Origin of the sequence: Acidovorax sp. FG27 (assembly GCF_040365715.1) — a bacterium.
GTDB lineage: Bacteria > Pseudomonadota > Gammaproteobacteria > Burkholderiales > Burkholderiaceae_C > Paracidovorax.
Genome location: NZ_BAABVY010000004.1, coordinates 1 through 12,575, shown reverse-complemented (window position 1 = coordinate 12,575; position 12,575 = coordinate 1). Strand labels below are relative to the sequence as shown.

The window sequence follows — 12,575 nt, the reverse complement described above, 5'->3', positions numbered from 1 at the left end:
GGCGCGCCCTTCGCCCGCTGGCTGCGGAAAACGCGAGCACGTCCGTAGCGGCGCGTGGGCGGCGTCCGACAGGGCCGGCGCGGGGCGCCGCATATCGTCGTTACCCAAGCGCTTCCGCTTGGCTCAGATCGCTCCGCATGCCTTCCACCGCTACCGCCGCGGCCCCCTTGCCCGTGGCCGCAGACAACTCTTCCGGCGCCCCCGATTCGTCCCGGCATGCCCCCTCGCTTTCGATGGCCGCCTGGCGCCAGTTCATGAACGTGGCCAAGCCCTACTGGCAGGGCGACAAGAAGTTCGCCGCATGGTCCCTGATGGGCCTGCTGGTGCTCTTGATGCTGCTGGAGACCCACCTGGCCGTGCTGCTCATCGACCGCAGCGGCGAGATGACCTCGGCCCTCGCCGCGCAGGACCGCGACCGCTTCTGGGATGCCGTGCGCACCTGCCTGATCGTGCTGGCCTTCGCCGTGCCGGTGTACGCCTTCTACTACTACATGCGCGACGCTTTCGCCAACCACTGGCGGCGCTGGCTCACCCACCGGTTCCTCGACGGCTACCTGGGCAGCCGCCGCTACTACGACCTGAACGCGCAGGGCACCATCGACAACCCTGACCAGCGCATCAGCGAAGACATCAACAGCTTCACCGGCCGGTCCACGCACTTCCTGCTGATCTTCATCGGAGCGGGGATGCAGCTGGTGGCCTTCAGCGCCGTGCTGTGGTCGATCTCGCAGGTGCTGGTGGCGTTCCTTGCGGTGTACGCGCTGCTGGGCACCGTGGTGGCGCTCTACGTGTTCGGCGCGCCGCTGATCCGGCTCAACTTCTGGCAGTTGCGGCGCGAGGCGGACTTTCGCTTCGGGCTGATGCGGCTGCGCGAGAATGCCGAGTCCATCGCCTTCTACCGGGGCGAGGCGCAGGAGCGTGCGCAGCTGGACCACAGCTTCCAGGCGGTGTTCAACAACTACGCACGGCTCATCAAGCGCCAGCGCTCGCTCAACCTGTTCCAGCGCGCCTTCAGCCAGTTGACGGTGGTCATCCCCAGCATCATCCTGGCCGACGCGGTGCTGTCGGGCGACATGGAAGTGGGCCGCGCCATCCAGGCGGCCGGCGCCTTCGCGGCGGTGCTGGCCTCGGTGTCGCTGATCGTGGACAACTTCGAGAGCCTGAGCCGCTTCGTGGCCGGCATCGGCCGGCTGGACACCCTGCGCCAGGCGCTGATGGGCGAGACCGACAGCCGCGAGCCGCCCGACCAGGAGGCCCTGATCGCCGCCCGCCGCGCCCACCGGCAGGAACGCCGCGCGCAGCGGCGCGCCCGCCGGCAGGAGGGCAGCGCCGCCGACACCCCAGCCACCGCTGCGGGCGCGACCGCCGCCACCGCCACCGCCACCGCCAGCGTGGCGCCCGCCCCTTTCCCCGTCACCTCCGGCACCGGCGCCACCCCGGACACCGCCGCGGCCCCGGCACCGGTCGCGTCGCTGTCGCCGCCTGCCGCCGCCGTGCGCCGCAGCGAGATCGAAGCCCGCCCCGGCGAGCGCTTCGCCATCGAGGGCATGACGCTCTACACCCCCGGCTACGCCCGCCTGCTGGTGCGCAACCTCACGCTGGAGCTGCAGTCGGGCGACGCCCTGCTGATCACCGGCGCCAGCGGCTGCGGCAAGAGCTCGCTGCTGCGCGCCATCGCGGGGCTGTGGCGCACCGGCGAGGGGGTGGTGCACCACCCGCCGCTGGAGGACGTGTTCTTCCTGCCGCAGCGCCCCTATATGCAGCCCGGCACGCTGCGCAGCCAGATGATCTACCCGGCGCAGAGCACGGACCTGACCGACGCCGAGCTGCTGCAGTTGCTGCGCGACGTGCAGTTGCCCGACCTGGCCGAGCGCGTCGGCGGGCTGGAGGCGCGGCGCGACTGGGAAAAGCAGCTGTCGATGGGCGAGCAGCAGCGCCTGGCCTTCGCCCGGGTGCTGGTGCGCCAGCCGCGCGTGGTCATCCTGGACGAGGCCACCAGCGCCCTGGACAGCACCAATGAGGCGCTGCTCTACGCCCGGCTGCGCGGCAGCGGCGCCTCGCTCATCAGCATTGCCCACCGGGCCGCCGTGCTGGCGCACCACACGCACGTGCTGCAGCTGACGGGCGATGGCAACTGGTCGCTGCACCCGGCAGAGGGGTTCCAGTTCGAGCGGGAATGATCGATCGACGGCCGGAGCAGCCGCCTCGCCCGTCAGGCGGCGGCCGCGGGCTCCGGCGACGGCTCCAGCACGATGGCTGTCGCCACCTGGGCGCCCAGCGTCATCAGCCGCTTGCGCATGCAGAGCACGGCCTTGTCCTTGCTGAGCAGGATGGCGCGGTGCTGCGCGGCCAAGTCGATGAACTTCTGGTCGTCCGCGTCCTTGCACACGTAGGCCACCCTGGGCGCGACCGCCACCAACTCCACCCGGGCGTCAAACGCGGCCAGCACCCGGGGCGCGTCCACCTGGTAGAAGTCCATGCGCTCCACGATGTGCGGATAGGCCAGCACGCGCTCGAGCTCGTCGCGCATGACCGGGGTGGCGATCCAGGCCAGGCGCCCTTCGGCCAGCAGTTGGCGCAGCGGCGCGGTGCGCGGGTCGGAAAAGATCATCAGGTCGAGCGCGACGTTGGTGTCCACCACCACCGGCCGCACGGGCTCGCCCGGCGCCGCCACGGCGGGCAGCGGCAGTTCAACCGGCATGGGCTGCGCCGTCCGGCGGCGACGTCGGTGGCGTTCCCCGGGGGCCGCGCTCGCGGGCCGTGCCCTTGACCATGTCGAAGCGGAACAGCCGGCACTCGATGGGGCCGTTCCACATCGGCACCCGGCGCGACTCCTTCAGCCGCATCTGGCTGGGCAGCTTCAGGTCGGGCGTGAGCATCCAGGCGGTCCAGCCGCTGTAGTGCTTCTTCCAGTGCGAGGCGAGCTGGCTGAAGAACTCGCCGCCGTCCTCGGTCTGCGCGGTCTCGCGGCCGGCGCGGTCCAGGTGGGCCATGCGCTCGGCGGCGTTGCGCCCGGCCGAGCCCGCGGCGGCGATGCGCTCGCCATAGGGTGGGTTCAGCAGCAGCACGCCGGGCTGCTCGGTGGGCGGCATGCGCTGCAGGGCGTCGCCGCCGCGCAGCTGCACGGCCCCGGCCACGCCGGCGCGCTCGGCGTTGCGCTGGGCGAAGTCCACCATGCGGTGCGACACGTCACTGCCAAAAATGGGCGCAGCGCTCGTCGTTATCGCACTTTCCGCTTCGCTTTTGATAGCAGACCAGACATGGGCCTGGAACGGCAGCAGCTTCTCGAAGGCGAAGCGCCGCTGCAGGCCGGCGGGAATGTTGCAGGCCATCTGCGCGGCCTCGATGGCGATGGTGCCGCTGCCGCAGCAGGGGTCGTAGAGCGGCACGGGCGCGTCGCCCAGCGGGTCCCAGCCGCTGGCGGCGATCATCGCGGCGGCCAGCGTTTCCTTCAGCGGCGCATCGCCCTTGTCCTCGCGCCAGCCGCGCTTGAAGAGCGCCTCGCCCGAGGTGTCGATGTAGAGCGTGGCCTCGTCGGTGGTCAGGTGCAGGTGGATGCGCACGTCGGGCCACTGCGTGTTGACGTCGGGCCGCGCGCCGCTCTTGTGGCGGAAGCGGTCGGCCACCGCGTCCTTCACCTTCAGCGCCGCGAAGTTCAGGCTAGTGAGCGGGCTGTGCTGGGCGGTGACGTCGATCTTGAAGCTCTGGCGCGTGGTGAACCAGATCTCCCAGGCCACCTCGCTCGCCAGGCCGTAGAGGTCGTTTTCGTTGCGGTAGTTGCGGTGGGCCAGCTGCACCAGCACGCGTTGCGCGAGGCGGCTGTGCAGGTTCAGGCGCAGGGCGTCGCGCCAGGCGGCGCGTGCCAGCACGCCGCCGCGCCCGACCAGCAGGTCGTGGCCGGTCAGGCCCGTGATGGCGTGGACCTCGTCGGCCAGGTAGCCCTCGACGCCGGCGGCGCAGGGCAGGAAGAGTTGCAAATGGTTCATAAGGAAGGTGCCAAGGATAAGCGCTGCGGGTTGTCCGCCCGCGCCGCGCCCTCGCCCCGGCCTTGGGCCGGCGCACCCGGCGCTTCGTGGCGGGCGGGGCACACACCTGCCGCATGCAGGGGCGCACCGCTTTGATATGGATCAAACAGCCGTCAGAATGGATCACCTATTTGTATCTTTTTGCAAAGCCCCCGTCATGTTCCAAAGCCTGCGCGCGCGCCTCATCGGCATCTGCATCGCCATCACCGTCTTTTCGCTGCTGGCGCTGGCGCTGGCCACGTTCTACGTGGTGCGCCGGGACACGATGGCCGACCTGGACGGCCGCATCGGCCAGTTGACCCGCGACCGCGCCGGCGAGGTGGCCGAGTGGGTCAAGGACAAGCAGCGCATCACCGGCTCGCTGAAGGTGGCGGTGGACCAGGCCGATCCGCTGCCCTTCCTCAAAGCGGCGGAGCAGGCCGGCGCCTTCGACGCGGCCTATTTCACCTATGCGGACAAGCGCAGCGTCTCGCTCACGCCGCTGCCCGACGGCTATGACGGCACGGCGCGCCCCTGGTACCGGCAGGCGGTGCAGGCGGGCGGCCCGGCGGTGACGCCGGCCTATGTGGACGTGTCCGGCAAGCTCACCATCAGCTTCGTGGAGCCGGTCCAGGTGGCCGGCCAGGTCACCGCCGTGGTGGCCAGCGACATGTTCCTCGACTCGGTGAACCGCATCGTCGGCGCCATCCGGCCCTTTCCCAAGAGCTTCGCGGTGCTGCTGGACGGCGAAGGCAAGATCCTCGCCCATGCCAGGCCGGAACTGGCGCTCAAGCCCGTCTCGGCCATCGCCAACACGCTGGACGCCCCGGTGATCCAGCGCCTGGCCGAATCGGGCGGCCGGGCGGACGTGCAGGTGGATGGGGCCGACCAACTGCTCTATGCCGCCAAGGTGCAGGGCACGCCCTGGACGCTGGCCATCGCCATCGACCGCGCCGAGGCCACGCAGTCCGTCACCGCGCTGCTGAAGGTGGCCGTCGTCATCACGCTGCTGAGCGTGCTGGCCGCCGTCGTGCTGGTCACCGCCGCCGTCAGCCACCAGCTGCGCCGCCTGGGGCTGGTGCGCGACGCGCTGGAAGACATCGCCTCGGGCGACGGCGACCTGACGCGGCGCCTGTCCACCCACGGCAGCGACGAACTCACGCAGATCGCCAGCGCCTTCAACCGCTTCGTGGACAAGATCGCGGCGGTGCTGGTGCAGATCCGTGCCTCGTCCGAATCGGTGCGCCTGTCGACCAGCGAGATCGCCAGCGGCAACCAGGATCTGTCGGCGCGCACCGAGCAGCAGGCCAGCTCGCTGGAAGAGACGGCGGCGGCGATGGAGCAGCTCACTGCCACCGTGCAGCAGAACGCCGAGAACGCGCGCCAGGCCAATCAGCTGGCGACGGGCGCCTCCGACGTCGCCACGCACGGCGGCGCCGTAGTGGGCCAGGTGGTGCAGACCATGGGCGGCATCGAGGCCTCGTCGCGCAAGATCGCCGACATCATCGGCGTGATCGACGGCATCGCCTTCCAGACCAACATCCTGGCGCTGAACGCGGCGGTGGAAGCGGCCCGCGCCGGCGAGCAGGGCCGGGGCTTCGCCGTGGTGGCGTCGGAAGTGCGCACGCTGGCCCAGCGCAGCGCCACCGCCGCCAAGGAGATCAAGGCGCTGATCGACGATTCGGTGGCGCAGGTGGCCGCCGGCAGCCGGTTGGTGCAGGACGCCGGCGCCACCATGGACAAGGTGGTGGACAGCGTGCGCCGCGTCACCGCCATCGTGGCGGAGATCAGCAACGCCAGCCAGGAGCAGAGCACCGGCATCGCCGAGATCGGCGGCGCCGTGAGCCAGATGGACCAGGCCACGCAGCAGAACGCCGCGCTGGTGGAAGAAGCCACCGCCGCCGCCCAGTCGCTGCAGCAGCAGGCCGCGCAACTGGCCGACGCGGTTGCGGGCTTCAAGCTGGAAGCCGCCGCCCTGGCGGGGGCGGCCGCGCTGCCGGCGGCGAGCCGACACGGTGCAGCCACACAGCGTGCGCTACCCGGGCGATGACGGGCCGCTGAGCGGCCGATGGCGACACCCTGCGCTGCGGACGACCAGGGACCTGCGACCTGCGGCCGTGCCTCGAAATGGAGGATTGAGGATCTTTTAGGCCTCCCGCGCCCATCCCGCAAGGATATCTTGCTATTAATTCAATAGCATATCCTGGGCAACCTTCGCAGAGGGCCGCACACTCGGGGCGCCGTCTGACAGCCGCCGCCGCGTGCGGCAGCGCCGCCGGGCGAGCCCTTGCAAGATCATCGCGGGATGACCAAGCACACCCACCCTGCCACCCACTCCTCGCGTGCGCCCCATCCCCTGCGCGATGGGTCGGCGCCCACGGCCTCCACCGCCGTCGCCCCCGCTCCCACGCGTTCCCCGGCGCGCCTCTGGCTCGGGCTGATCGGCTGGCTGGCCCTGGCATTTCTCACCGCCGGCATCGGCAGCATCGCCTCGGTGCAGGCGCCGCAGTTCTACGGCCAGCTGGCGCAGCCCGGCTGGGCGCCGCCGCCCTCGGTGTTCGGGCCGGTGTGGACGGCGCTATTCGCCATGATGGGCGTGGCCGCCTGGCTGGCGTGGCGCCAGCCGGCCAGCCCCTTGCGCCGCCGGGCGCTGGCGCTCTTTGGCGTGCAGCTGGTGCTGAACGCGCTCTGGAGCTGGCTCTTCTTCCAGTGGCATCAGGGCGGCTGGGCGCTGCTCGACATCGCCGCGCTGTGGCTCGCCGTGGCCGTGACGCTGGTCGCCTTCTGGCGGCTGCGGCCCCTGGCGGGTGCGCTGCTGGTGCCGTACCTCGCCTGGATCAGCTTCGCGGCGGCGTTGAATTTCACGCTCTGGCGCATGAATCCGCAGCTGCTGGGCGGCTGACGCGTCCGGCTCCGCAAGGGGGGGTCACAAGGCCTTGCGCAGGTTGGCCGGCGCGATCTTGAGCGCCTCGCGGTACTTGGCCACCGTGCGGCGGGCGCATTCGATGCCCTGCTCCTTCAGCATGGCGGCGATCTGGCTGTCCGACAGCGGCTTGGCCGGGTTCTCGGCCGACACGAACTGCTTGATGAGCGCGCGTACCGCCGTGCTGGAAGCATTGCCGCCCGTTTCGGTGCCCAGGCCCGAGCCGAAGAAATACTTCAGCTCGTAGGTGCCCTGCGGCGTGGCCATGTACTTGGCGGTGGTCACGCGGCTGATGGTGGATTCGTGCAGGCCCAGTTCGTCGGCGATGTCGCGCAGCACCAGCGGGCGCATGGCCAGCTCGCCGTGCACGAAGAAGTTGCGCTGCCGGTCGACGATGGCCCGCGACACGCGCAGGATGGTGTCGAAGCGCTGCTGGATGTTCTTGATGAACCAGCGCGCCTCCTGCAGCCGCTGCTGCAGCGCCTGGTGGCCTTCGCCGCCCCGGTTGCCGCGCAGGGCGCCGGCGTAGACGTCGTGCACCCGCAGGCGCGGCATCACGTCGGGGTTGAGCTGCACGCTGAAATTCTGCTGCGCGCCGCGCCCGGTCTTCCTGACGATGACGTCGGGCACGACGATGTTGCGCTCCACGTTGGCGAAGCGCCGGCCGGGGCGCGGCTCCAGCCGTGCGATCAGCGCCATGGCGGCCCGCGTGCATTCCTCGTTGCCGCCGCCGCAGGTCTGCGTCAGCCGGCGCACGTCGCGCTTGGCCAGCATCTCCAGCGGCTGCCGGCAGATGCGCAGCGCGGTCTGCAGCACGTCGGCATCGGCCTCCTTGTCGGCCGCCAGGGCGCGCAGCTGCAGCGTCAGGCATTCGGCCAGCCCGCGGGCGCCCACGCCGGTGGGCTCCAGGCTCTGCAGCAGGCGCAGCGCCACGGTGAAGCGGTGCACCAGCTCCTCGATCTGCTCGGCGTCGTCGGGCCCGGCCAGGCTGGCGGCCAGCGATTCGAGCGGATCTTCCAGGTAGCCGTCGTCGTTGAGCGACTCGATCAAGAAGCGCAGGGCGGCGGTGTCCACGGCGGAGAGCCGCAGCGACAGCGCCTGGCGGTGCAGGAAGTCGGTGAGCGACTGGTGGCTGCGCGCCAGTTCGGTGGCGTCGGTCTCGCCGTCGCCTTCGCCGGTGCGGTTGCGCGCCGGCGCGTCGCCACCCCACTCGCTGTCGTCGGCGGAGAAATCCACCGTGCCGTCGCCCTCCCAGTCGGGCGCTTCGGCCGCGCCCGCCGCATCGGCCCCCGCGTCGGCCGGGGCCGGCGCGTCGGAATCGCCCGCGCCCTCGGTGCCGCTGGCCGCCGCGCCGGGCGCCGCGCCGTAGAGCGATTCATCGGCGTGGCGGTCGTCGTCGGCCACGGGCGTGTCGGCCTGCGCCAGCCCGAACTCCTCGCGCGGCGCCTCTTCGAGCGTGCGCTCCAGGAACGGGTTCTCGTCGAGCATCTGCTCGACCTCCTGCGACAGCTCCAGCGTCGACAGCTGCAACAGCCGGATCGACTGCTGCAGCTGGGGCGTGAGCGCCAGGTGCTGCGAGACGCGCAGGGAAAGGCCGGGCTTCATCGCTCGAGCACCGCCGGGCCGCCCCAAGGTGCGAGCGCCCCCCTGGGGGGCAGCGAACCACGAGAATCGGGAAGCGTGGGGGCCATGCTCACATCCTGAAGTGCTCGCCGAGGTACACCCGGCGTACTTCGGCGTTGTCCACGATGTCGGAGGGCGTTCCCTGCGCCAGCACGTTGCCGTCGCTGATGATGAAGGCGTGGTCGCAGATGCCCAGGGTCTCGCGCACGTTGTGGTCGGTGATGAGCACGCCGATGCCGCGCTCCTTCAGGAAGCCGATGATGCGCTGGATCTCGATCACGGCGATGGGGTCGATGCCGGCGAAGGGCTCGTCCAGCAGGATGAAGCGCGGCTGCGTGGCGAGGGCGCGGGCGATCTCGACCCGGCGGCGCTCGCCACCGGAGAGGGCCAGCGCGGGCGAGGCGCGCAGGTGCTCCACGCGCAGCTCCTGCAGCAGCGCCGTCAGGCGCTCCTCGATCTCGGCGCGGGGCAGCGGCTTGCCGTCTTCGCCTTTTTGCAGCTCGAGCACGGCGCGCACGTTCTCTTCCACGTTCAGCTTGCGGAAGATGGACGCCTCCTGCGGCAGGTACGACAGCCCCAGCCGCGAGCGGCGGTGGATCGGCATGTTGGCCACGGACTGGCCGTCGATGAGGATGTCGCCGCCGTCGCTGCGCACCAGCCCGACGATCATGTAGAACGACGTGGTCTTGCCCGCGCCGTTGGGGCCCAGCAGGCCGACGACCTCGCCCTTTTGCACGGTGAGCGACACGTCCTTGACGACCTTGCGGCTGCCGTAGGACTTCTGCAGGTGCAGCGCCTGCAGTCGGCTGCCGCCAGTCGGCGGGCTCGCCGGGGCGGCGGACGCAGCGGCGGACGGGGTGGAAAGGGACTCGCTCACTTGCTGGCGCCGCCGTTGCCGAGATCGGTGCTGGGCCGCAGCGCCGGTGCGGGCGATGCCGCCGGAGCCGGAGCCGGGGCCGTGGGCCGCGCGGCGCCGGCCGCCGGCTCCTTGGGCGCCAGCACGGCGCGCACGCGGCCGCCGGGGGTGCCGGATGCCGTGCCGTTCGGCGCGGTGCGCTGGCCGTCCACGGTCAGCACGTCGCTCACGCTGTTGTAGAAGATCACGGCGCCCGCCATCTCGTCGGTCAGCGTGGCTTCGCGGTAGCGGCGCAGTTCGGCCCGGCCGATGAGCTTGACGGTCTCTGCGCGGCCGTCGTATTCGATCGTCTGGCCCTCGCCTTCGACGAATTCGTCGGGCGCGCCGGCCACGGTGTCGCGCTTCTGGCGGAAGAAGGCGCGCTTGCCGGGCTCGGCGGTCACGACGCCGTACTGGAAGCCGTCGGGGTCCTGCCGCACGTCCAGCCGGGCGCCGCGCAGCACCATGGTGCCCTTGGTCAGCACCACGCGGCCGGTGAAGACGCTGGTCTGCTGCAGTTCATCGTGGCGCAGTGCGTCGGCCTCGATGTTCATGGGCTTGTTGCGGTCGGCCTTTTCGGCACGGGCGCCCCACGAGGCCAGGGCCAGCGCGGAGAGCACAATCAGCGGGAGGAGTCTGTTTCTCATAGGGCACGAATCTTGCAGACATTGTACCGACCGTTTACCGACCGTTCGCGGGTGGGGCGGCGCTGGTGGCGGGAAGGGCCCTTCGGCCGACCCGCATCATGCACGCGCCGCCACCCGACCGCGCGGCATACGACCCCACGCGCCGGCCCGGCATGGCGCACGAAGCGGCCAGATTCCCTGTCAAAACAGCCTCCAGCGCTTATCCGATAAGCGCCAGTAGCTATTGAAATAATAGCAATGATGATGGTGCGCCGCATGGGGACGACGGCTCGCAGGCGCCCATGAAAAAGCGCGCCCGGGGGCGCGCCGATGGCCGGTAAGGCCGCATGGAGCACGGGGGCGGCCGGGCCTGCCGCCCGCCCGGCCGCGGCCTATCAGCCCTTGCGCGCCACGCCCGCCAGGTAGTCCACCACCTGCAGCACGCTCTGCATGTTGCCAGCCATGGTGCCGTCGGTGTAGTAGCGGCCGGCCACGCCCATCGAGGGCACGCCTTCCACGCCATAGGCCTCCTGCAGCTGGGAGGCCTTGCGCACCTGGCTGGAGACGCCGAAGGAGTTGTAGGTTTCCTTGAACTTGGCGACGTCCACGCCCTGCTTGCCGATCCAGTCGAAGATCAGCTCGTCCTTGTTGAGCGGCAGGCGCTCGACGTGCACGGCGCGGAACACCTTGGCGTGCACCTCGGGCAGCTTGCCCATGTTCTCGAGCGCGAAGTAGAGCTTCTGCTGGGGCACGAAGCTGGCGTTGAACGCCACCGGGATGCGGCGGATCAGCAGGTCCTTGGGGGCCGCCTTGATCCAGGCCTCGAGCGCGGGCTCGAAGGCATTGCAGTGCGGGCAGCTGTACCAGAAGAACTCGATCACCTCGACCTTGCCGGCGGGCGCATCGACGGGTGCGGGCTTGGCGAGCTTGGTGTAGTCCTTGCCTTCCTTGAACTGGCGGGCCTGCGCGAAGGCGGGCGTGGCCAGCGGCAGCGTGGCGGCGGAAGCGGCCAGGGCCGTGGCGGCGGACAGGGAGAACTCGCGGCGTTTCATGAAGATTTCACTCCTTGGTCGATCAGAAGGTTGTGAGCAGCCGGGGGCCGCAAAGTTTCGTCGGCAGGTGGCGCGGACTGTGCGCCCGCGCACACTTTTCGGCCGTCAGCGCTGCACGCGCACCAGGGCGGATTCGACGCCCGCGCCGTCGAGCTTGTCTTTCAGCGACTCGGCGTCGTCGCGCTTGGCGAACGGGCCGACGCGCACGCGGTACACGGTGCGGCCGTTCTGCTCGCGCTCGCTCACCCGGGCCTCCCAGCCCAGCATGGCCATCTTGGCGCGCTGGGCGTCGGCGTCGCCCTGGGTGCGGAAGGCACCGGCCTGCACGAAATAGTCGAACGGGTCGGCGCCGCCGGCGGCGGCAGGCGCGGCCACGGCGGCCGGGCTGGCGGCCGAGCGCGCCTTGGCCAGGTCGCCCAGCGGATCGGCGCTGGTGCCGGGCTTGCCGGCCGTGGCCGGCTTGCTGGCGGCGCCCCGGGGCGTGGGCGCCGTGGTGGCAGCGGTCACCGGCGGCGCGGTGACGGTGCCGGTGGCGGGCGTGACCGCCGCCGGGTCGGTGCCGGCGGCACTCGGCGCGGCAGAAGCTGCCGGCCGCGCCGGGTTCTTGCCGTACAGGGGCGAATTCGGGTCCCAGTTCTTGTTGCGCTGGGCCTCGTCCTGGTCGGAATTGCGCGAGCTGCCCTTGTTCAGGAAGGGCACGGGCACCTTGGTGACGTACACGGCCACGCCCAGCGCGGCGCCCAGGCCGATGATCATCCCGACGATGAGCCCGACGGCGGTGCCTCCGCGCTGCTGTTTCTTCATTTGGCTAGCCATGGGTTGTTTCACATTCTGGCGGGCGCGCTCACGCCCAGCACCTTCAAACCATTGTGCAGCACCTGTGCGGTGGCGGCGACCAGCGCAAGCCGCGCCTGCTTGACGGCCTCGTCCTCCACCAGGATGCGCTCGGCGTCGTAGTAGCTGTGATAGCTGGCGGCCAGGTCGCGCAGGTAGAAGGTCACGTCATGCGGGGCCTCGCCCTCGGCGGCGGCCGTCAGCATCTCGGGGTACTTGGCCAGCTGCAGCATCAGCGCCTGGGCCTGCGGGCCCTCCAGCGCCGACAGATCCACGGTGCCCAGCGCCGCCAAGCCGGCGCCACCGGCCTCTGCCCAGGCGCGCAGAACCGACTGGATGCGCGCATGGGCGTACTGCACGTAGTAGACGGGGTTGTCGTTGTTCTGCGCCACGGCCAGGTCGATGTCGAAGGTGTATTCGGTATCGGGCTTGCGGCTGAGCAAAAAGAACCGCACGGCGTCCTTGCTGGTCCACTCGATCAGGTCGCGCAGGGTGACGTAGCTGCCCGCGCGCTTGCTGATCTTGACCTCTTCGCCGCCCTTGACCACCCGCACCATGGTGTGCAGCACGTAGTCGGGGTAGCCCTGCGGAATGCCGGCATCGGCCGCCTGCAGGCCG

Annotated in this window: 11 protein-coding genes; 3 read left to right on the top strand and 8 right to left on the bottom strand. The window is 70.8% G+C overall.

Going from position 1 to position 12,575, the window contains the following annotated elements; all coding sequences use genetic code 11:
- Positions 1–137 precede the first annotated feature (137 nt).
- The gene (locus ABWV53_RS03025) at positions 138–2,180 is read left to right on the top strand and encodes an ABC transporter ATP-binding protein/permease (protein WP_502903823.1); all 2,043 of its coding nucleotides are present in this window, start codon (positions 138–140) and stop codon (positions 2,178–2,180) included.
- Between the two features lie 32 nt (positions 2,181–2,212).
- Here ABWV53_RS03025 and ABWV53_RS03020 read toward each other — a convergent pair whose 3' ends face one another.
- Positions 2,213–2,701, bottom strand: coding sequence for a putative toxin-antitoxin system toxin component, PIN family (locus ABWV53_RS03020; protein ID WP_353362820.1), 489 nt, complete (start codon positions 2,699–2,701; stop codon positions 2,213–2,215).
- Positions 2,691–3,986 (bottom strand): THUMP domain-containing class I SAM-dependent RNA methyltransferase, encoded by a 1,296-nt coding sequence (locus ABWV53_RS03015; RefSeq protein WP_353362818.1) that lies wholly within the window; start codon positions 3,984–3,986, stop codon positions 2,691–2,693. The genes ABWV53_RS03020 and ABWV53_RS03015 overlap by 11 nt, the downstream gene beginning before the upstream one ends.
- A gap of 196 nt (positions 3,987–4,182) precedes the next feature.
- On the opposite strand from ABWV53_RS03015, the gene ABWV53_RS03010 reads away from it, so the two are divergent.
- Together ABWV53_RS03010 and ABWV53_RS03005 are read left to right on the top strand one after the other, a co-directional pair.
- Positions 4,183–6,054, top strand: a complete 1,872-nt coding sequence (locus ABWV53_RS03010) for a methyl-accepting chemotaxis protein (protein WP_353362816.1) — start codon at positions 4,183–4,185, stop codon at positions 6,052–6,054.
- A gap of 255 nt (positions 6,055–6,309) precedes the next feature.
- On the top strand, positions 6,310–6,906 hold the full coding sequence (locus ABWV53_RS03005; RefSeq protein WP_353362814.1) for a TspO/MBR family protein: 597 nt from the start codon (positions 6,310–6,312) through the stop codon (positions 6,904–6,906).
- A 24-nt stretch (positions 6,907–6,930) separates the two neighbouring features.
- On the opposite strand, the gene ABWV53_RS03000 is transcribed toward ABWV53_RS03005, so the two are convergent.
- From ABWV53_RS03000 to ABWV53_RS02975, 6 genes are all read right to left on the bottom strand, one after another.
- Positions 6,931–8,532, bottom strand: coding sequence for an RNA polymerase factor sigma-54 (locus tag ABWV53_RS03000; RefSeq protein WP_353362812.1), 1,602 nt, complete (start codon positions 8,530–8,532; stop codon positions 6,931–6,933).
- An 88-nt stretch (positions 8,533–8,620) separates the two neighbouring features.
- Positions 8,621–9,352 (bottom strand): LPS export ABC transporter ATP-binding protein, encoded by a 732-nt coding sequence (gene lptB / locus ABWV53_RS02995; RefSeq protein WP_353363087.1) that lies wholly within the window; start codon positions 9,350–9,352, stop codon positions 8,621–8,623.
- A gap of 71 nt (positions 9,353–9,423) precedes the next feature.
- Positions 9,424–10,092 (bottom strand): lipopolysaccharide transport periplasmic protein LptA, encoded by a 669-nt coding sequence (lptA, locus tag ABWV53_RS02990; RefSeq protein ID WP_353362810.1) that lies wholly within the window; start codon positions 10,090–10,092, stop codon positions 9,424–9,426.
- A gap of 374 nt (positions 10,093–10,466) precedes the next feature.
- Positions 10,467–11,123, bottom strand: coding sequence for a thiol:disulfide interchange protein DsbA/DsbL (locus ABWV53_RS02985; protein ID WP_353362808.1), 657 nt, complete (start codon positions 11,121–11,123; stop codon positions 10,467–10,469).
- A 105-nt stretch (positions 11,124–11,228) separates the two neighbouring features.
- Positions 11,229–11,927 carry an SPOR domain-containing protein gene (locus tag ABWV53_RS02980; protein WP_353363085.1) on the bottom strand — a complete coding sequence of 233 codons (699 nt, stop codon included), beginning with the start codon at positions 11,925–11,927 and terminating at the stop codon, positions 11,229–11,231.
- Between the two features lie 20 nt (positions 11,928–11,947).
- Positions 11,948–12,575 (bottom strand): DALR anticodon-binding domain-containing protein (locus ABWV53_RS02975; protein WP_353362806.1); only part of this gene is annotated, 628 nt, incomplete at its 5' end.